Source organism: Caballeronia sp. dw_19, assembly GCF_018449515.1.
Classification (GTDB): domain Bacteria; phylum Pseudomonadota; class Gammaproteobacteria; order Burkholderiales; family Burkholderiaceae; genus Caballeronia.
On sequence record NZ_JAAVUQ010000038.1, the window covers coordinates 58,269 to 77,740 of the forward strand.

At 58.0% G+C, this 19,472-nt stretch carries 15 protein-coding genes and 2 pseudogenes; 6 read left to right on the forward strand and 11 right to left on the reverse strand.

Annotated elements, in window-relative coordinates; translation table 11 throughout:
* Positions 1-14: 14 nt before the first annotated feature.
* Positions 15-1,595 (forward strand): aldehyde dehydrogenase (NADP(+)), encoded by a 1,581-nt coding sequence (locus tag HB376_RS33075; RefSeq protein WP_213767869.1) that lies wholly within the window; start codon positions 15-17, stop codon positions 1,593-1,595.
* Positions 1,596-2,272: 677 nt separating this feature from the next.
* Here the strand turns inward: HB376_RS33075 and HB376_RS33085 are convergent.
* Positions 2,273-2,488: pseudogene (locus tag HB376_RS33085) on the reverse strand (DDE-type integrase/transposase/recombinase); the annotation flags it as partial.
* 57 nt (positions 2,489-2,545) lie between these two features.
* Here HB376_RS33085 and HB376_RS33090 point away from each other — a divergent pair.
* Complete coding sequence (locus HB376_RS33090; protein ID WP_213767871.1) at positions 2,546-3,499, forward strand: IS5 family transposase; 954 nt, start codon at positions 2,546-2,548, stop codon at positions 3,497-3,499.
* Between the two features lie 137 nt (positions 3,500-3,636).
* On the opposite strand, the pseudogene HB376_RS33095 reads toward HB376_RS33090, so the two are convergent.
* Positions 3,637-4,097, reverse strand: a pseudogene (locus HB376_RS33095) (IS6 family transposase); the annotation flags it as partial.
* Positions 4,098-4,726: 629 nt separating this feature from the next.
* Here HB376_RS33095 and ltrA point away from each other — a divergent pair.
* A complete protein-coding gene (gene ltrA, locus HB376_RS33100; RefSeq protein WP_213767872.1) occupies positions 4,727-5,974 on the forward strand; it encodes a group II intron reverse transcriptase/maturase in 1,248 nt (415 codons plus the stop codon).
* A gap of 83 nt (positions 5,975-6,057) precedes the next feature.
* On the opposite strand, the gene HB376_RS33105 is transcribed toward ltrA, so the two are convergent.
* The 7 genes from HB376_RS33105 to HB376_RS33135 form a co-directional block, all read right to left on the reverse strand.
* Positions 6,058-7,284, reverse strand: coding sequence for an ISL3 family transposase (locus tag HB376_RS33105; protein ID WP_213767873.1), 1,227 nt, complete (start codon positions 7,282-7,284; stop codon positions 6,058-6,060).
* Between the two features lie 435 nt (positions 7,285-7,719).
* Entirely contained in the window at positions 7,720-8,640 is a 921-nt protein-coding gene (locus HB376_RS33110; RefSeq protein ID WP_213767874.1) for a Kdo hydroxylase family protein, read from the reverse strand.
* A 146-nt stretch (positions 8,641-8,786) separates the two neighbouring features.
* On the reverse strand, positions 8,787-9,551 hold the full coding sequence (locus tag HB376_RS33115; RefSeq protein ID WP_213767875.1) for a phytanoyl-CoA dioxygenase family protein: 765 nt from the start codon (positions 9,549-9,551) through the stop codon (positions 8,787-8,789).
* Between the two features lie 73 nt (positions 9,552-9,624).
* Positions 9,625-10,836, reverse strand: coding sequence for an MFS transporter (locus tag HB376_RS33120; RefSeq protein ID WP_213767876.1), 1,212 nt, complete (start codon positions 10,834-10,836; stop codon positions 9,625-9,627).
* Between the two features lie 509 nt (positions 10,837-11,345).
* Positions 11,346-12,182 (reverse strand): helix-turn-helix transcriptional regulator, encoded by an 837-nt coding sequence (locus tag HB376_RS33125; RefSeq protein WP_213767877.1) that lies wholly within the window; start codon positions 12,180-12,182, stop codon positions 11,346-11,348.
* Positions 12,166-12,885: an alpha/beta hydrolase gene (locus tag HB376_RS33130; protein ID WP_213767878.1), complete on the reverse strand. Its 720-nt coding sequence runs from the start codon at positions 12,883-12,885 to the stop codon at positions 12,166-12,168. The genes HB376_RS33125 and HB376_RS33130 overlap by 17 nt, the downstream gene beginning before the upstream one ends.
* A 501-nt stretch (positions 12,886-13,386) precedes the next feature.
* Positions 13,387-14,355, reverse strand: a complete 969-nt coding sequence (locus HB376_RS33135; protein ID WP_213767879.1) for an SDR family oxidoreductase — start codon at positions 14,353-14,355, stop codon at positions 13,387-13,389.
* An 84-nt stretch (positions 14,356-14,439) separates the two neighbouring features.
* On the opposite strand from HB376_RS33135, the gene HB376_RS33140 reads away from it, so the two are divergent.
* Positions 14,440-15,045, forward strand: a complete 606-nt coding sequence (locus HB376_RS33140) for a TetR/AcrR family transcriptional regulator (RefSeq protein WP_346730628.1) — start codon at positions 14,440-14,442, stop codon at positions 15,043-15,045.
* Between the two features lie 782 nt (positions 15,046-15,827).
* Here HB376_RS33140 and HB376_RS33145 read toward each other — a convergent pair.
* Entirely contained in the window at positions 15,828-16,664 is an 837-nt protein-coding gene (locus HB376_RS33145; protein ID WP_213767880.1) for an SDR family oxidoreductase, read from the reverse strand.
* A gap of 141 nt (positions 16,665-16,805) precedes the next feature.
* Between HB376_RS33145 and HB376_RS33150 the strand changes: the two genes are divergently transcribed.
* Positions 16,806-17,693, forward strand: a complete 888-nt coding sequence (locus HB376_RS33150) for a LysR family transcriptional regulator (RefSeq protein WP_213767881.1) — start codon at positions 16,806-16,808, stop codon at positions 17,691-17,693.
* 188 nt (positions 17,694-17,881) lie between these two features.
* Here the strand turns inward: HB376_RS33150 and HB376_RS33155 are convergent, their stop codons facing one another.
* Entirely contained in the window at positions 17,882-18,739 is an 858-nt protein-coding gene (locus HB376_RS33155; protein ID WP_213767882.1) for an SDR family NAD(P)-dependent oxidoreductase, read from the reverse strand.
* Between the two features lie 406 nt (positions 18,740-19,145).
* Here HB376_RS33155 and HB376_RS33160 point away from each other — a divergent pair.
* Positions 19,146-19,472: helix-turn-helix domain-containing protein (locus HB376_RS33160; RefSeq protein ID WP_213767886.1), on the forward strand; the 327-nt coding region annotated here is incomplete at its 3' end.

The window sequence follows — 19,472 nt, forward strand, 5'->3', positions numbered from 1 at the left end:
TTACGGAGATCGCCATGCTAGTACGTGGAGAGATGTTGATCGGACGTGCGTCCGTCCGTGGTACCGATTCTGTCATCCGGGCGCTTGATCCTGCCAACAACGCCGCACTGGAACCCGACTTCGGCGGAGGCGGCACGGCGGAGGTCGAGCGCGCCTGCCGCCTCGCCGACGAGGCCTTCGACTCCTACAGCCGCACGGATCCAGAGGAACGGGCGCAGTTCATCGAGGCCGTAGGCCGGAACATCGCGTCGCTCGGCGAGACGCTCGTCACGCGCGTCATGGCCGAAACGGGTCTGCCAGGGCCACGTGTCGAAGGCGAGATGGCCCGTACCGTCAGCCAGTTGAACCTGTTTGCGACAGTCGTTCGCAAGGGCCTGTGGCGCGACGCGACCATCGATGCCGGCGACCCGCAGCGCAAGCCGCTGCCACGGCCTGACTTGCGCATGCAGAAGATCGCGATCGGCCCGGTCGGCGTATTCGGCTCGAGCAATTTTCCACTTTTGTATTCGGTTGCAGGTGGCGATACGGCCTCGGCACTGGCGGCCGGTTGTCCGGTCGTGGTGAAGGCGCACGGATCGCATCTGGGCACGTCTGAACTGGTCGGCCGCGCGATCCAGAAGGCCGTGTCCGATGCCGGTTTCCACGAAGGTGTGTACTCGCTGTTGATCGGCGAGGGCAATGCTATCGGCGAGGCGCTGGTTGATCATCCGGCCATCAAGGCGGTGGGCTTCACGGGTTCCGAGGGCGGCGGCATGGCGCTCGTGCGCCGGGGTCAGCAGCGGTCCGAGCCGATCCCGGTGTTTGCCGAGATGACGAGCGTGAACCCCAGTTTCGTGCTGCCGGCAGCGCTCGCCGCCCGTGCTGAAACCTTCGCCAGGGCGTTCATCGACCAGATGACGATCGGTGTCGGGCAGATGTGCCTCAAGCCCGGTCTCGTGCTCGCGATCGAGGGTGACGGGTTCGAACGCCTGCGCGTCGCGCTGCGCGATGCGTTGTCGGCCAGGCCGGCCGCCACGATGCTGAGCCCCAACATCTACGGAGGCTTCATGCACGGAGTCGAGCGCCAGCAGAAGGGGAGCGGCGTCACTGAACTCGGTGCAGGTTCAGAACCTGCGAAGGACCTCGATGGTCAGGTCCACGTTTTTGAGGTCGATGCCGGGGTACTGCTGCACTCCATGGAGCTTGCAGACGAGGTCTTCGGTCCGGCGGCGCTGCTTGTCCGCTGTCGTTCTTTCGACGAGATGCTCGCCATCGCCGGGCGTCTGCACGGCCAACTCACCATGACGCTGCAGATGGAGGTGGCGGATATTGAACTCGCCCAGCGGCTGATGCCCGTGCTCGAGCGCAGGACGAACCGCATCCTGGCGAACGGCTTCTCGAATGTCGCCGAGATCTCGTACGCGACGATTCATGGTGGTCCGTTTCCTGCCACCTCCGATAGCCGTTTCACCTCGGTGGGCACCTCTGCGATCGACCGCTTCCTGCGGCCGGTGTGTTACCAGAACCTGCCGCCCGAACTGCTGCCGCCCGCGCTGCAGGATCGCAATCCGCTTTCGCTCTGGCGTATCCGTGACGGCGAGCTGATGCAAGGCTGATCTCTGGATGAAGACAGCGCCAATGTGCAGAACCCGCTTCAGATTCCGCCCGCCATCAGCCACGCGGCGTGGCGATCCAGGCCCACCTGGTATGTCGTGGCCGGGAACGATCGCACCATCCCTCCCGCTGTCCAACGGGACTCGGCGCAGAAGATGAACGCGACTACACTTACCCTCCAGGCGAGTCACGTGCCGATGCTTTCGCAACCGAACGCGGTGGCGGACCTCATCCGGCAGGCGGCGGAGTCGCTTTTATCTGACGCCTAGAAGGACAGCGGCGCAGAACCTGACCATGACTCACTCGTGGGGGAAAGGCGTCTCCACAGTAGATACGGAGCCGAGCAACGTTCCAGTCGCGCTTGCTGCGTGTTCAGATGCGCCTACGTCTTTCTTTACCCAGCATTCGTCTACAACATTGACAACTGGGACGGTATATCACCCCGGGTACGGATTACGTTCGGAATTAGTCGCGACGGTCCGTAGTCGGGTACAACGGCCGTTCGGGCGCTCATGTCGGTCGGCGGGTCCTCGGCCAAAGCGGCCATTGAGCATTGAATCTACGAACTGCCCATGTGAAGCGGACGGATGAACGGCTTTGGGGACGACATCAATACGCTCATAGCGGTTCTGTCGCGATAAGCCATACTGACGATCAGGTGCGAAACTAGAAGGACTGCTTAAATCATCAAGGAGTAAAATTGCTCGGCGGCAGATTGATGAGTTCCATGCTCCATTTTCATCTGTCCTTTCCCGATCATATGCATCGTTTCGATGCCGGACAGGATGATGCGGGCACAACGAAAATCCTTGAAGCCCATCATCGGTTTGATGATCCGTTTGATGGCCCGGTGGTCCTGCTCAACAATGTTGTTCAGATACTTAAAGGAAGGTCTGCATAAATAGAGCATATTTGAGTTGCCAAATAGCGCGACGACTGCGACGATTTGGGCATGAGACAAGCTAATCTGGGATTGGATTTGACGACCAAGCGAACGCGTAAGCGGGAGTTCCTCGACGAGATGAACCGGGTGGTTCCGTGGCGCGAATTGGTGGCGCTGATATCGCCGCACGCACCCGAAGGTAAGCGAGGGCGGCCGCCGTTTCCATTGGAGACGATGTTGCGGATCCATTTCATGCAGCAGTGGTTCACCCTGAGCGATCCTGCAATGGAGGAAGCGTTGCACGACGTGCCGCTGTTTCGAGAGTTTGCTGCATTGGATAACTGGAACATGCGTCTGCCTGACGAGAGCACGATCTTGCGATTCAGGCATCTGCTTGAGAAGCATGAGCTTGCGGCCCAGATGCTCGCAGCGGTCAATGCGGTGCTTGGCAGCAAAGGGCTGCTGCTCAAAGCGGGTACGGTCGTCGACGCTACGCTGATCCCAGCGCCCAGCTCGACCAAGAACGCGAGCGGTGAGCGCGATCCCGAGATGAGCTCGACCAAGAAAGGTAATCAGTGGTACTTCGGGATGAAAGCGCATATCGGCGTGGATGCCGAATCCGGGCTGGTACACACGGTTGCAGGGACGGCCGCGAACGTGCACGACATTGTCAAAGCGGACGCGTTGCTGCACGGCGAGGAGACTGTTGTGTACGGTGATTCCGGCTATCGTGGGATACAAAAACGTACGAGCGCAAAGGCAGTGGAGTGGATGGTCGCGATGTGCCCTGGCAAGCGCGCGGCGCTGGACAAGAATGACGCGCTAGGTCGCATCGTCAATGAAATCGAATACCTTAAGGCAAGCGTGCGCGCCAAGGTAGAGCATCCATTTCGGGTGATCAAACTGCAGTTTGGATTCGCGAAAGCGCGCTACCGTGGTTTGAAGAAAAACACTGCGCAGCTTATCACGCTGTTCGCATTGTCCAATCTCTGGATGGCGCGTCGCAAGCTGTTGAAAATGTGAGCGGTAGACGCCGCGAAAGCGGCGATCTACAAACATCGGACTCAATTTTTGGTCCGTATTCATGCAATTCCCAATGCTAAAACGACTTTCGAGACCCACCAAATTTCGAATGTGGTGAGCAGTCAGCCTGAAAATGAGTTGTTCAGACCTTCCTTAACCTGCCGGATCTTGATGGGCGTTTCCCGCTCGCATTGATGCCCTGGAGCGCAGCCAGATTGGCCCCGCTTTTATCCATGGTGACCGTCTCCGGCGCGCCATTCTGGTCGATGGCTTTTTCGAAGTAGCGACGCGCCGCAGCCGTGTCTCGATGCGCTTGCAACAGAAAATCAACCGTCTGGCCGGCCTTGTCCACTGCGCGATAGAGGTATTTCCAGTCACCACTGACCTTCACATACGTCTCATCCATCCGCCAGCTCTTGCCAACCGGACGCTTGTACTTGCGGAATGCTTTTTCGAAGAACGGCACAAGCTTGATCACCCAGCGATGCACGGTCGAATGATCAACCTCGAAGCCGCGCTCAGCCATCATCTCTTCAAGATCGCGCAGACTCAGCGAGTACGCCACATACCAGCGTACGCACAATAAAATCACGTCCATCGGATAGTGCAGTCGTTTCAGAACCTTCGTCAATCCCGCCGGCACGGCCTTTCGCAGAATTTTGGCTCTTTTGAAAACTCAGTGGGGTGTGCCAAGAACGCGAGCATCAACTGACCGATGTTTGCTGAGCTTTACCAAAGATGAAGGAAGGCCCTTCGGAGTCGGCTTGCAGGAGCAGGCTTCAAACCGCCACAAGCTGCGTGGGTAAAGAGCCCTCGTGGTGAGCGTTGTTGGAAAAGGCAGGGATCTACTCTGTCAGGTAGGAATCAAAGAGACGAACGTAAGTGAACCGCTGATGACGTGTCGATAATTTCATGAACTGATGTCAAAACCGGAGAGCCCACTGGCTCCGGGACAAGATTGGGCGATGCCTGCTGACGGCCCAATCGGCATCCGGCATAAAGGCGGCGTGAATTTGATTCAGGCTTTGGTAAGGAACTTGGGAACCTGTCGTCCCGATGTGAAGGGAGAAATCCAAGCGGAAGGCCTCCGCAAGGATGAGAGTACCGATGCGGGGCACAGGGGCGGAGACGTCTGTAGTAGGGTTGAAGGTCCTGTAATGGGACTGGACCGAAGGGGCGTCATCGTCCGGCGTTATCACGTCGGCAACTTGAAAGAGGAGGACCGGAGTGAATAACGCAAAGCCGTTTTGCATTTCCAAGCGAGAGGTGTTGGAGGCGTATAAGCAGGTGAAGGCCAACCGCGGGGCGGCGGGTGTGGACAAGCAGTCGATGACGGAATTCGAGGCAGACCTGAAGGATAATCTGTATCGAATCTGGAATCGGATGTCGTCTGGCAGCTACCTTCCGCCTCCGGTCTTGCGGGTTGACATACCAAAAGACGGGGGTGCGGGGACGAGACCGTTGGGAATACCAACGATTTCAGATCGAATCGCCCAGACGGTGGTCAAGCGATATCTGGAACCGCTAGTGGAACCGGTGTTCCACAACGATTCATACGGGTATCGTCCCGGACGGTCAGCGCATCAGGCGCTCGATGTGGCCCGGCAGCGATGCTGGAACCATGACTGGGTGCTGGACCTCGACATCAAGAATTTCTTTGGCAGTATTGATTGGGAACTCATGATGCGGGCGGTGCGCTGCCATACGGACTGTGCGTGGGTGCTGCTGTATATCGAGCGCTGGCTCAAGGCGCCCGTGCACATGCCGGACGGGACCGTAGTGAATCCGGATAAGGGCACCCTGCAGGGTGGTGTCGTTAGTCCGGTGCTGGCGAATCTGTTTCTTCATTATGCGTTCGACCGGTGGATGCAAAAGTCCTATCCGGACGTGCCGTTCGAGCGTTACGCCGATGACGCCATTTGTCACTGCAAGAGCGAAGCGCAGGCTCGGCGGCTCAAGCAGGAACTGGAGGCGCGGCTTGCGGAGTGCAAGCTGGATCTGCATCCAGAAAAGACCAAAATCGTGTACTGCAAGCAGGCCAACAGGCGTGCCGACTATCCGATCTGTCAGTTCGACTTCCTGGGCTATACGTTCAGACCGCGAAGTGTCATGAACCGGATGGGTAAGCTGTCCGTCGGCTTCACTCCGGCCGTAAGCAACAAGGCAGCCCGAGCGATGCGTCAAGAGATGCGCCGCAAGGGGCTGTTGCGTCGATACGATCTGGATTTGAATGACCTGGCGGACCAAACACGCCCGATCCTGCGAGGTTGGATGCAGTACTACGGGCGGTTCACTCGCTCTGCGCTCGCCAAGGCACTGCGTGCGGTTGATGCTGCACTGGTGCACTGGGCGCGCCGGAAATACAAGTCTCTCCAGCGCCGTAAGGCACGGGCATGGGTCTGGCTAGCGGGGGTCAAATCTCGTCAGCCCGGCCTGTTCGTCCACTGGGGTATAGAGGCGACGGTTGGGCGATAGGAGCCGGATGAATCGAGAGATTCACGTCCGGATCTGTGAGAGCGTGAGGGTGCGATTCCCTTGCGCTACTCGACTAATGCGGCTCAGCGGGCATGCGCGTTGAACGCGGCGAAGTTAAGTTTTCCGGCAATGAGAAACAAGACCGTGCGCATGGTTTCAAAGCGTGCATATCCACGAGCCTTGCGCTTTGCTGCCTGAAACAGGCCGTTGATGGCCTCGATGAAACCGTTGGTCTGACGGGTCTGGGTCCAGGCAACGATTCCATCGAAATGTCTGCGAACCAAACGGACGACATCCTTCATGGGCTCGACCTTGGAGCGCATGACGTTGGTGCACCACTGGTGCAGCATCTCGGAGACGACGTTGATTTGTTTGCGCTCGAGAATATCGCGCAATTGTTCTCGGTAAAGCCAGGCGCGCGCGGTGCGATTGGTTGTGTACTGACTGACCAACGCCTCAAGGTCAGTCAGTTGCGCGAGGTTCAGTTTGTCGGCGTCCTTGAGCAACGTCCAACGCATGCCTTTAAGCTGAGGGTCGAGTTTCTGCTGCTGCCGACGTACTGCGTCGAGCGCCTTGGACGCGTGGGCGACGACGTGGAACTTGTCAAAGGTAACTCGCGCTTCGGGGAGATGTTCATTGACGCCCTTGATGAAAGCCGGCGACATGTCGATGCTGACCGAGCTCACTTGCTCGGGCGAGCCGCCGTGTTCGCTTAGGTAGGTGGCCAAGCGCTCTATCGTGCTGGCATCCTTGCATGTGGTGACGAACACGACCCGCCGCGCCTGCATGTCGGCGACCAGCGTCAGATACTCATGACCGCGACGGTACGAGGTTTCGTCAATCGCCACCGCCGTCACACCCGACAGGTCGGCCGCCGCGAGTGCCAACTCCACATACCGCGAACAGATGGCATGTACTCGATGCCACGACAGATTGACCGCGCGTGCAACGGCGGCGAACGGCATCTGCTGCGCGAGCATCAACACGAGCGCCTCGAACAACAATGTAAAGCCGCTGAGCTGGCCCACCCAACCTGGCTCAACCAAACGCACTGAACCATCGGGCAGGCGCACCCTGGGCACCCGCACTTCGAGGAAGCACTCGTGCTGGAAGAAATTCAGATGCCGCAGGCGCTTGATTTGCGTGTCGTGCACGGGATGCTCGCCGGCAACTCCGGCATAGCCAAATCGGCTGCCTGCAACGAAGTCAACGGCGATGTTGAGCTGCCGCTGAGCAGCATCGAAGTCAACACTTCGGACATACCAAGGAGCCGTGATACCGAGGGCGGATTCGAACAATTGATTCGTCATAGCTGATTGGCTTTACATGGGTGATTCCCCCAATTCTGCCGCAATCACCCATGACTCATCTTACTGGGTGAGCGCGCCTCAAGGGTTCGCTGCGCCGGGCTCACGCCCGCCCTTGACCCGCCAAACCCACCCACTCCAAATTCAAAAGAGGCAGAATTTTCCTCATCCCAAACTTCAGAAATTTTGTCCACCGAACTTTACCTCAACGCCTTAGCGCGACAGAACCATTGTAATGACCTACAGAAAATCCTAAATTTCCTTACCGCGAGCGCCGACGGGATCTGTGGCATAGGGCTCTCATATGTTCGTAGTCCGAGCTATCGTGCCTGAGAATGCCGATAAGCATGCTGCTTTTGATAGCGACGCTCGATCGGGAGCACCTGCTTTTCGGCGGCGATTCGGAAGGGGCGAATACGACACACCTCTTCTTGCATCCTATGGAATACGTGATCGGGCAGCCGGAAGCAGACGTTGGCCAGCTAGCCTTTCAAGGATGGCAAGCGGTCCGTACGCAGGCTGGATCAACGCCGTGACGGGCAGAAAAAACGTCTGCTCCAGCATGAACTGCCCCGACAGCACGGCGTGCGATGCCTGATCAGAGAAGCAGATCCATGTACTGCCTGGCTGAAACGTCACGAGTTCCTGAGCGCAATCACGTTGATAGCTCAGGTCTGCCTTCATGGCGTCGTGCAGGCCAAGCATCAGATGGTCGTATGGGGTGCGCCTCGACTTCGTGATTCGCAATTTTTCGAGAAGCCAGGCGCTACCCGGTCTTTGCGGGGGAATGCCTGTGATGAATCGGCGCGCGACGGCCTCGAACGGCTCGCCGACGCGCCATACACGCGGTATGCCGGCCGGATTGATGTTGGCGAAGACCCGAACGATGCGCATGCCATGATTGGGTCGTGAGGGAAATGCGTCAACGTGAAGGCGGCTGTCGTCTGCCTTCCACGACCGTTTGCGATGTTCGACGGGGTGAAGACGCAGACTCGTTGGCTGAGATCGCAGATGCGCCTTGTATTCAGGGACAAGGCTTTCGACAAGGTGGCGCGCAGACGTCTGGTACCGCGCAATCAGCGCCTGAACGCAACGCTTCGCCGTGGGGTCTCCGAGCACACCGGACAAGGTCGTGCCGTCCGCCGAGAGGCTGATATTCCTGCGCGCTGGATTGGCAAGCTCCGGGCGAAGCAGCGACCTTTCGGATAGCGTGACGTCGAATCCCGTGTCCGGGAAATATAGCACCTTGCCCTGTTCAATCGCGTGCACGCACTGCGAATGAAAGGCTACCGGATCGGATGACAGCCGAGCCTGCCAGTCGCCGTCCAAGCGCACCACCTGAGACAAGTCTGGATGCATTTCAATTCCTGAAATCACGTTCACTATCTCGCTTCCCTCTTGCACCAAGCAGCGGCAACCAGCCATTCGTTCCGGTGGCCTTAAATCGCGACTCCAACCAGGCAGCCGTTAGGTGAAGGGCATGCGCACTGCAATGCCGAGAAAGATCAAATCGCAACGGATGCGCTTGATGCCGATCGGGTCCCCTGAATCGGATAGTTATCCGCGCTGTGGTAGGCGAAATTGAGCGAAAGCTTCACATGCTCAGACAGGTTTCTGCCTGCCCGGTGCAAGGTGTTGCAATGAAAAAACACCGCATCGCCTGCGTTTAATTCGACTTCGATGCCCATGTCGATGAGCTTCTGGTTCTCCGGATGATCCTCTCGGAAGAACAAGGCCTCATCGAAGCGTCCGTGATCCAAGCGCATGCGGTGCGAGCCCGGAATAAACCGGATCGCTCCATTGGCGGCCAGTTCAGAACCCAGGGCCAGCCTTACCGAGATCAGGTTGTCGCGTTCGAATGACCAATACCGGATATCTCGATGCCATCCTGTTGCGCTTCCATACAGCGGATATTTGCTCATCAGGCTGTTATGGTGTGCCAGAGACAATCGCGCCGGTCCGCAAAAATATGTCTCCAGCAACGCTTTACAGGCAGTCGAGGTTGCCCAGGCGGAGAAGGCAGGATGTCGCGCGTACGCCGCCAGTAGACGCCTGACAGTTTGGCCTCCGGGCGCACCCTGCGAATGCGGTGCGCCCGGATAGCCTACATCGGCTTCGAATTCGAGCGGTGGAATACACGCCGCAAGTTCATGATCTGCTAGCGCGCATAAGTGAGCACACTGTTCAGCGTCAACCATGCGCCGGACGACGACGTATCCGTCGGCGTCTAATGCCGCACTGTGCTCTCGGGCGAACGAAGAGTCGGACATTGCATTCCAGATATTTCAAAATCTGAGTGAATGAGGTAGGTGCGCCTCATTGGAAGCAGCACCAGTACACGCGCTAGTTTTGGGGCGTCACAGGATTGAAGTATTTGATTCCAATTGCGGCGCTGATCAGTTTCACGGCAAGAATCAATGCGATGCAGGCAGGCCAGCCCCCGGCGGCATAGGCGAAACCGGGTACAAAGGCACCCACACTGCCCCCCGCGTAATAGCAGCAGACGTAGACACCTGCGGCCGAAGATTTCGCCTTGCCTGCGACTGCAGCCATCTGCCCGGTGGCGGCGGTCTGAGCGACGAAAACACCTGTAGAAATGAGCGCTACGCCAATGAGCGCCACAACAAGATTGGGTACCAGCGTCAACAAGATGCCTACAGTGCTGGTAACGAGTGCAGCGATCAAACCAGTCTTATACCCGACCCGCTTCATCCAGCGACCCGCAAAAGGGTTAGCAAATGCGCCGAACAGGTTCAGCAGGAACATGAAACCCAATGCGGCTTTCCCGAGAAGAAACGGCGGCTTGGCGAGGTAGAAGGTGATGTAGGTGAAGACGCTCACGAAGACGAAAAGATTGTTGAAAGCGCAGGCATAGATCGCAACCAGGCGCGGATTTTTCAGATGCCGGGCCATCTCGAGAAAGCTCGTGCCGATGTTGCGCTGCCGCTCAAAGTGTTGTGACCGCGGGAGCAGAAGCCAGACGCACATCCCGCCCAAGGCGATGACACATGCCAGCACCAGAAAGGAAACCCGCCAGCTATGGAGATCAGCGGCAAGGCCGGAGATGACGCGCCCAGAGACGCTCCCCACGACGCCGCCCGAGACGTAGGCCGACATTCCCATGCCGACGTTCTTGCTGCTCCACTCCTCGCCGACATAGGCAAGCGTGACCGAGAAGATGCCTGGGATAAAAAGACCCTGGATGAAACGCCAGATGATGAGTTGTTCGAGCGACGTGGCCGTCGCAGCGAGCGCCATGGGTATCGAGAGACCAAGTATGCAGGCAACGATGACAAGCTTGCGCCCAATGGCATCGGCGATGACGCCGCTGAATGGCGCAGCAATCGCGACGGCGAGCGTTGTCGCTGTAATCGTCAGACTGATCTCACTCGCATTGGTACCGAACAGCTGTGCGAGCGAGGGCAACAGCGGTTGCGTTGCATAAACCGCAAGGAAAGGGCAGCAGGCACAAAGCGCGACAGCCCAGAAACGGCGACCGTCGGAGGTGGATGGTGCAGGGGCGACTCGAGCGTCGACCGGGGTATTGATGGACATAGCTGTTCTCGCAATCATGGCCCGCATACTAGGCAGCCTAGGATTGAAATTTAAGCCAATCCCAGTTGGCCGTCGCTCGCGTTTCTGTCAATTCGCGTCGAGAAAGTGACAACGTGCGCCGCACAGATTGTCGGCCAGCTCAGGAGGTTAGGGATCGCCGATCAGATCACGCAGGAGCTGATGCGAGGTACACGATGCGTCGTGCTGGCTCGACTACGAGCTCGGCACGTTACCCGTTCTGTGGTCCCTCGCGAAGACAGGCATGCCAATCAGAAAGTGCTCCGTTCCTCGATCCCGCAGTCGAAACGTTCGGGGCAAGGGCGCCAATGGAACACTCGGTGAAACACACACCTTCTGTAATGCCGACATCGTCTGCCGCGTGCCATGACTACTCGCTGCGGACGAGTGGCCCGCTTTAAATGTGCTTGTTCGATATGCGACCCAGGAGATCATGCGCGGATGTGTTCTGTGCTGCTTGCTTTCGACGATGCCAGAACTTTGAATCAGGGTTACTCGGTGGACGCAGCGGACTCGCCGTCGTTATGAAAATAGGCCGTTGGCGTGGCGCCCAGTGTTCGCCTGAACATGGCACCAAAAGCGCTTGGACTGTCATAGCCCAGATTGAGCGCTACCGATAAGATCGTTTCACCACGGGCCAGTTTTGGGAGGCTTGCCAAAATTCGAGCCCTCTGTCGCCACTGGGTAAAGGTCATTCCGGTGCCCGTAAGGAATTGTCTCGTTAAAGTACGTGAGCTCGCCCCGACATCCCGCCCCCACTCCGCTAGCGTCAACTCAATTGAAGGGTCGGCAATCAACTCTTCGCATATCCGCGCAATGCGTGGATCGTCGGGTATTGGAAGATGAAGGGAAAGGATCGATATGCTTTGGGCTTCATCCAGCAGGACGGCAACCAGTCGCTCCAAACGAGCTTGCTGGGCGTGCTTGTCTATCTCGAGGCTAGTCGCCCGCAAGATCAGCTCTCTCATCAGCGGTGTTACGTCGATGACTGCGCACTCCGGCGGGAAAGCTCGCTCGATATCGGTTTCGGGCTCGAAATAAAGTGTCCGCATTTGGAGAATGCCCGAAGCGCGGATTTCGTGCTCGAATCCAGCTGGCATCCAGACGGCTCGTTGAGGGGGGACCACCCACGTGCCACGACTTGTCGCAACCGTCATGACGCCCGTTGACGCAAACACCAGTTGCGATCGCCGATGTGCATGACGAGCGATGATCGCGTTGTCCGGGTAGTCCTTGGCCATGATCGCAACGGTATGAGCATCGCGACGTTCCCCAGGATGCTCAGGCGGTAATTTCATTCGGCGCGAGAATCTAAATTCGCGGTTCATGCTCACCAGCAAGCAGTACTTGCACGAGTGCATCAGGTTGATCGATCATGACGTCGTGGCCCGAGGCCACCGTATGGACCTGCCAGCCGTCCTGCTGGCGAAGCCGTGATGCCACGTCCTTGAAGGGAGACGGTGTGAATGCCGTTGCCTCGACAAAAACGCGCCGTATTCTGCTGTCGATCTCGCCGCTCAAACACAATTTCTGCTCGATGCAGCGCAGTGGATGTGCAGTACTCAGCCGTAATATCCGCTGGTGATCCCTATCATCGACGCTTGCCGGGACTGCTGGCGGCTTGACCATCCACCCACCGCTCTCGTGATCTACCCGACTGAGATGGGCGTCCCGACGCTCGGGTAACGTTGCATCCAGCATCGACATGCCATGCTCGGGCACGAAGGCATCCAGATAGATCAACCTTCGTAAGCGCTCGGGGATGCGGTCGGCCACGCCCGTGATCACAAATCCTGCATACGAATGGCCGCAGAGCACCACATCCGACAACTCTTCCCATTTTACGAGATTAACGATATCAAGGATATGCGTGTCGAGATCGACTGCCTGGCTAGCCAGATGGCTACGATCAGCAAGGCCGGTCAAACTGGGCGAGTAGACCTCATGCCCACGCGCACGCAACGCCGGGGCGACACGGGACCAACACCATCGGCCGCGCCACGCACCATGCACCAGAACGAACGTTGACATTTCCACCTCTACGCTACTACGAGTTCAAACGATTCAGTGACCCTACAGCCGGAAGCGCCGTCCACGTTGACATATGCGAGAAACGGCTGAGACCGTCCGGCGATTTATTCTCGTTCGCAGGATCACCGATCAGCATGACAGATATGGCAATCGTTACCACGCTCGATTCGGCCATTGATGATCGAGGTTGAGACAATAATTCATTCTTCGGCCTTACCAACCGCGGTTTTAACCGAACGAGTGGGTTGTCTCTATTGCTGTTGAATGAGCGCGGCTCGATCGTTACAAGCCCTATGGGCTGTTCATAACTGCCCTGAATGGGACAGGTTTCCCTGCAACTCGACACAGCGCCCCGGAATGTCTTAGCCGATATAGCGTATCTTGATTCCAGGTCGCTTCGAGCGGGGAAATCGACGCTACGCGTTCAACCGCCTGTATCCGATCTATATTGGATACCTAAATTATTAGGCATTTCCATCGTCTCGACCCGCGAGTTTTCAATCATATGGCAGCATGTCCCGGGAGCGTAGGTACGGCGGACCGCTCTGTGTTGGATGTGTCAAAGGTCGCACCGATCAGCTTTTCGGAGACGTCCCAAAGCCGCGACGCGACGCTAGCATCCAGTGCTTGTTTCGGAATCTTCGCGAGCATGGGCGAACCTCTCGTTTCGCCGAGTTTGTCGGGACCGTAATAGGCTCCTCCCTCGGCTTCCGGCGACGTAGCTGCGAACAGCGTCGGCAATGCACCCTGGGCCACTGGTTGAAACACGAACCACAAGTACTTGCGCATAAGACCAAAGGCGCTATTTGGCCCCGCGCCGTTGGGAAGCAGATCCGTGCGCGAGATGCCGGGATGCGCTGCAATACTAGCAATACCCCAGCCCGCTGCGTCGCTACGACGCTGCAGTTCCAGAGAGAACATTAGGCAGGCGAGCTTGGACTGAGCGTAGACCGCCATCGCCTTATACCCACGCTCAGCTTGCAGGTCATCGAAGTTAATAGTACCGTCCCGGGCGGCAATGCTTGAGAGCGTTACAACGCGCGGGCTCTTACTCTTGCGCAAAAGCGGAAGCAGGTGTGAGGTCAACGCGAAGTGACCAAGATAGTTAGTACCGAATTGCAGTTCGAAGCCATCATCCGTCGTTCTGCGCTGCGGAGGGGTCATGACAGCGGCATTGTTGATGAGTATGTCCACGCTACTGAGTTTGCTGCCTAGCCGCGAAGCGAACGCGGCTATGGAGTCAAGATTAGCCAGATCGAGCAATTCGAAACGTACGATGGCGTTGGTTACGTGTTGACGGACGTGCGCCACGGCTTCTCTACCCTTGGACGGGTTGCGACCTGCGATGATGACGTCGGCGCCAGCAGCGGCGAGAGCAAGCGCGTCCTCGAGGCCGAGGCCACCCGTGCCGGTGACGACGGCCTTGCGGCCGCTTTGCGAGTGTATTGCCGAGGCGGTCCAATTCGTCATGATCTTGCCCTTCGAGATGGTAAATGATACACTAAGTGCATAATATATTGCACCAAGTGCATTTTGTGCAAGAGGCAAATTGAAGTGATTTCGGAAACCATCGACGGCAAAATTGCCAAGGAAGGCCTGCGCGAAAAAAAGCAGCGCGAGACAAAGCTGCGCATTGCGGAGACTGGCTTGAAACTATTTTGTGCCAATGGCTATGAAGGCACGACGCTCGACTCAATAGCCGAAGAAGCCGGGATCTCTCGACGTACCTTCTTCTCCTACTTCAAATCGAAGGAGGAAATTCTCTTGACGTGCCAGGCAGGGGCGTGGGATGCGATGCGAGCGGACCTGCTCACAGTGTCGCCGGACGAAGCCCCGTTGGATGCGGTGCGCAAGACGCTGGTCAACCACGTGTCACGATATGAATCAGATCAAATGATGGCTATCGACCGGGTGATGCGTGCGAGTGAAACGCTCATGGCCCGGAAGCAAGCCGCGTACGCGATGCAGGAGGAAGCTTTTTACAATACCTTGTGCGAAGTCTGGCGGCAGCCGAAACGTCGCCCGGCGCTGCGCATCGTGGCAATGGTTTCGATTGGTGCCATGCGGCTAGCCCTTGAGGCTTGGGGCAAGCAAAGCGGTGAGCGGGCTGTGGTCGAGTTTTTGGAAGATGCCTTCGCAAATCTCAAAGCAGAGATTTGAAAGATCGCAAGACGGTGTTAGCGGCCCTAGTATGCGTCGCGAGCGTCGCTTACCTGGCCCGTCACGGCGTGCCATGTGAGCCGGGCGACCTGCGCGTACACAACTGCATTTTCTATACGATGCTGTCGTCGGGCAGTACTTGGCGTTTCGGGGATTCCGAGGTACTTATCGGGCCAACTCGCCATGGGCCGCCCAAGAGGCGGTGAGCGCTGGGTAGGCGTTGCGCACGGGCCAGATTGCTGTTCGAGACGGGACTGAGGAGCGGCAGCCTGCAGCTTCTGCTGGGCGGCTACGAAGCGTCCGCGGTGCCCATTCAGATTTCTGCCGAAGCGCGCAATCGTGTTCATGGATTTCATTGCACAGGTGTTTTCCAATGTCCGAGCGCTTAATGCGGACGGGCCGGCGAACGATGAATCGCAATAAACGCATTCCGGTGTGGCGGATGGAGGCAGCATGTTTCTGCCGCTACAGCCGAGTAGGGGAAGCGCTGACGGTTCGTTATTGCTAGTTGGCAAGCAGAAAATGTGGCCTTGGGCGCCTACTTGACGGTCAGTCTCGCTGCTGTCCGGCAACGGTGCGCAGAGGTCTGCGAACGACAGGCGGAAAAATCGGAGTCAGATCGCGAAGTAGCCGTTCGGATTCGCAGCAGGGCCACGACCGCTCCCCGGAGACTGCAGTTATGGCCATGACGACAGGCCTAGGCAATGGACCGCCGTCATCGTTACGCGGGGGCTCTGTGAGCCAGCCCGCGTGCAGGAGACGTTCGTCGGGAGCACCTTGCTTCAAGCATCGAAGTCGGTTGAAAAAGCGAGCTGCTTTTGCGCTTCCAGCGCAGCAAGCCGCTCGGTGAGGGCTGCCTTGATATTGTTGTAGGCATCGGTGCCCAGCGCCAAGCGTTTCGGTGCGGGATTCTGGTCAACTGATGCGATCATGGCCTGGGCCATCTTCGCCGGATCTCCCGGCTGACTTCTGAAGCCCGGTTCGATGAGGCGCCGCACCGCGCCGGCAGGGGTGTGCGCATAGGCGTCCAGGGCGGGAGAAAGGGCCGCACTGGCTGCGGCGAATTCAGTGCGGGCGCTGCCCGGCTCGACAATCGTCACCTGGATATTGAAAGGGGCAATGTCCTGGATGGTGGATTCGAAGAAACCCTCCACCGCCCACTTCGACGCGTGGTACAGCGATAGACCCGGCATCGCCCACTGCCCGCCCATGCTGGAGAGTTGCATAATCCGGCCGCCGCCCTGAGCGCGCAGATGGGGCAACGCCGCGCGCACCACCTGTATCGGTCCGACCACGTTGGTATTGAGCTGGTGACTGATCTGCTCGTCGAGCAACTCTTCGGCGGCGCCCACCAGACCGTAACCGGCGTTGTTGACGATCACATCGATGCGACCGAAGTGAGCAAATGCCGCGTCGACGACGCGGCGAATGGCGAACGTGTCGATCAGATCAAGGGACTGGAGCCAAAGCTGCTTACCATATTTTTCCTTCAGCTCAATCAGTGCATCCATCTTGCGGGCCGTTCCGGCAACACGTTCGCCGCGCTCAAGAATCTGTTCGGTCATCAGTCGGCCGAGGCCGCTGTTCACGCCGGTGATGAACCAGGTACGGACGGTCATATCTCTCTCCTAGCAGTGGGAAGCGCCACGGCTGCGACGCGACGGCGACAAGATTACCTGCTGAGATTAGACTTATAAACCGTATAAATTGGGATGAGCTATGAACTCCAGGTTTATAATTGTCGGATGGAAAAAGACAAATTGGACGGCATCGTTCCGTTTCTTGCTGTCGCCGAGCATCTGAGTTTCACGCGCGCGTCGCTCGCGCTCGACGTCTCGCCGACGGCTATCAGCAAGACCATCCAGCAGCTCGAACGGCGGCATGGCATCGTGCTGTTCCAACGAACGACGCGCAGCGTCGTCTTGACGGAACTCGGCGCCGCGTTTTACCAGCGCCTGCGGCCGGCAGTTGTCGAAATCGACGATGCACTGGAGCAGCTCTCCAGCTATCAGACGCGTCCCACGGGTACGCTGCGTCTCACCATGTCGCGCATTGCGATGACGCTGCTTGTCGAGCCGTTTGTTCCGGAGTTCTGCCGGGCTTACCCGGATGTCACGCTGGACCTGTCGCTCGATGAAGGAACAGTCGATCTCGCCAGCGGGCTTGACGCGGGTATCCGGCTAGGAGAGACCGTCGAAAAGGATATGGTGGCCGTGAGGCTCACACCCGAGATCCGTTGGTCCGTGGTCGGTTCTCCCACTTATTTTGCAAGGGAGGGGCGGCCTCAAAAGCCCGAAGACCTGACTCAGCATGAAGGCATCATCTACCGCTTTGTCACGTCGGGTCAACGACACCGATGGGAATTCAATCGACGCGGTCGTGACTTCTTCGTGGACATGGCGGGACGGATTGTCGTCAATGAACGCGCCTCCTTATTGTCGTTCGCCCGCCAGGGGTTAGGCCTTGCCTATGTGGCCGACCTCGAGGCAGCAGAGGATCTGGCCGCAGGACGTCTTGAGTCGGTGTTGCGAGATCACATCCGACCGACCACGGGGATGCACCTCTATTTTCCGGCTAGGACCCAGGCGCAACCCAAGCTGCGTGCGTTTATTGATATGGCTAGGCGTAAAGGAGCGGGGGCCATGTAGTGAGCGATGCGAAAGATAACCCATAAGCCGGTCCGGGCCGCATTGATGGTGTACCGGAACCATCGAACCCGAAGATCGGGCCCAGCCTCTGGGAACCGACGCAGTTTCGTGGCCGCCCTGTTCCTTCAGGCACTTTCATAGATATCTGAAGTGGCCGTACCACGAGCAGAACTTGGACGACTCCTTAATCACGTCAAAAGAGTTGGATGAGGTTCTGGTGGGCCGCCCATCGTGTAGCGATACGATATGGGATGCGAACCATCTATGTCGCTGACACCGAGAAAGGCGCCAATTTCCGCACCGATCAGGGCATGTCCTGAGAGCCGCATCCTCTGATCGGATTCGTACAGGGCCGCAATGACTCTTCCCGTGAACCGAGGGGACTCCCTCTTGGCTGTCGGACGTGACTCGGGAGGAAGCGTCATCAGATACGCGCGAGCCCGTTCTGTATCCAATCCGCCCATCCAGATCGACACCGCTGCGACGTTGTGCGGACGCAGCTCTTTGGCCATGTCGGCGGCCATCTTGTCTGCGCCTGCCTTTTGCGCACCGTACACGGGCCCGTGGTAATAGGAAACGGCCCCATAATGGCCGGTGTTCACGATCAGGCCGTGGCCGTTGGCGATCAGCAGAGGCGCGGCGTGATAGCTCGCGACGAAGTGCGAGCGAAGACCTACTGTAATCAGTTCCACGGCGGCGAGGGGCTTCTCCCAGAAACCACCCGCCATCGTGGTGGCGACCAGATTGGCGGCATTGTTGACTAGGATATCGAGCTTACCCTGTTCTTTGCGCACTCGTTCGAAAAACGAAGCAACGGCTGTGTCATCGGCATGATCGACTGCGACAGCGATGCCTTTGCCACCCGCCTTGTCGATCAAGTCAGCGGTTTCGCTGATCGTGCCTCCATACGGAGAATCATCGTCAGCGAGGCTGCGACCTGTGACATAGACGGTCATTCCGGCTTGGCCGAGCGCAAGTGCAATGCCTTTTCCTGCGCCTCGACTAGCGCCGGTTACGACCGCTACCTTTTCCATTTTCTTATCCATTTTTCACCTTAATTGGCATCCGGGTTCGTTATATAGAACTGTGCCTGGATCAGATTTCCGTCAGTCCGATACGGGTCCAACCAACTGATCACCATCCGCATGAACTCGGAGCTGGTGGAGAAATTGGCCTCGTCGGATGCGACAAAGAGACAAGGCGGCTGATCTCATCCGGCTCTGCGGGCACGGTACCGCCCGGTTACACGTGGCTTCCTCGAACCCGACAGCGACTGCACCGGCAGCCATCTCGCCGTCACGCGGCCGTCTGCATCCGTTGGAAGTGCCCGTCGCCCATGATCGACATCACTGGACCGTAGCGGGAGATAGTCCAATAATGTGACTAGGGCTAAATATAGGACTAGTTTGATGTCTGCAAGAACGCATAAATGTGGGACTTGGTCACATGGGTATGACTGAAGACGGTCCAGACGTGCTGAAAGACACGCGCCATGTCGGTCGCGTGCTTAGCCGCGTCGGCGACAAGTGGAGCGTGCTTGTCATCGTCCTGCTCCAGCCCGGCCCTCGCCGTTTCAACGACATCAAGCGCAGCATCGAAGGGATCTCGCAGCAGATGCTCACGCGGACCTTGCGTGCATTGGAACGCGATGGAATCGTGTTGCGCACCATTCTTCCCAGCAGCCCTCCACAGGTGCAATACGCGCTGACGAACCTTGGACAATCACTTAGAGACTGTTGCAGAATTAAGTTTGCATATTTTTTAGCCGGGTCCAGCAAG

Excerpts from the sequence above, each read along its gene's own strand:
- HB376_RS33130 (WP_213767878.1), bottom strand. The coding sequence starts at position 12,885 with ATGTCAACGTTCGTTCTGGTGCATGGTGCGTGGCGCGGCCGATGGTGT.
- HB376_RS33075 (WP_213767869.1), top strand. The coding sequence starts at position 15 with ATGCTAGTACGTGGAGAGATGTTGATCGGACGTGCGTCCGTCCGTGGT.
- HB376_RS33155 (WP_213767882.1), bottom strand. The coding sequence starts at position 18,739 with ATGGATAAGAAAATGGAAAAGGTAGCGGTCGTAACCGGCGCTAGTCGA.
- HB376_RS33110 (WP_213767874.1), bottom strand. The coding sequence starts at position 8,640 with ATGCATCCAGACTTGTCTCAGGTGGTGCGCTTGGACGGCGACTGGCAG.
- HB376_RS33145 (WP_213767880.1), bottom strand. The coding sequence starts at position 16,664 with ATGACCGTCCGTACCTGGTTCATCACCGGCGTGAACAGCGGCCTCGGC.
- HB376_RS33120 (WP_213767876.1), bottom strand. The coding sequence starts at position 10,836 with ATGTCCATCAATACCCCGGTCGACGCTCGAGTCGCCCCTGCACCATCC.
- HB376_RS33135 (WP_213767879.1), bottom strand. The coding sequence starts at position 14,355 with ATGACGAATTGGACCGCCTCGGCAATACACTCGCAAAGCGGCCGCAAG.
- HB376_RS33125 (WP_213767877.1), bottom strand. The coding sequence starts at position 12,182 with ATGAACCGCGAATTTAGATTCTCGCGCCGAATGAAATTACCGCCTGAG.
- HB376_RS33105 (WP_213767873.1), bottom strand. The coding sequence starts at position 7,284 with ATGACGAATCAATTGTTCGAATCCGCCCTCGGTATCACGGCTCCTTGG.
- HB376_RS33090 (WP_213767871.1), top strand. The coding sequence starts at position 2,546 with ATGAGACAAGCTAATCTGGGATTGGATTTGACGACCAAGCGAACGCGT.
- HB376_RS33115 (WP_213767875.1), bottom strand. The coding sequence starts at position 9,551 with ATGTCCGACTCTTCGTTCGCCCGAGAGCACAGTGCGGCATTAGACGCC.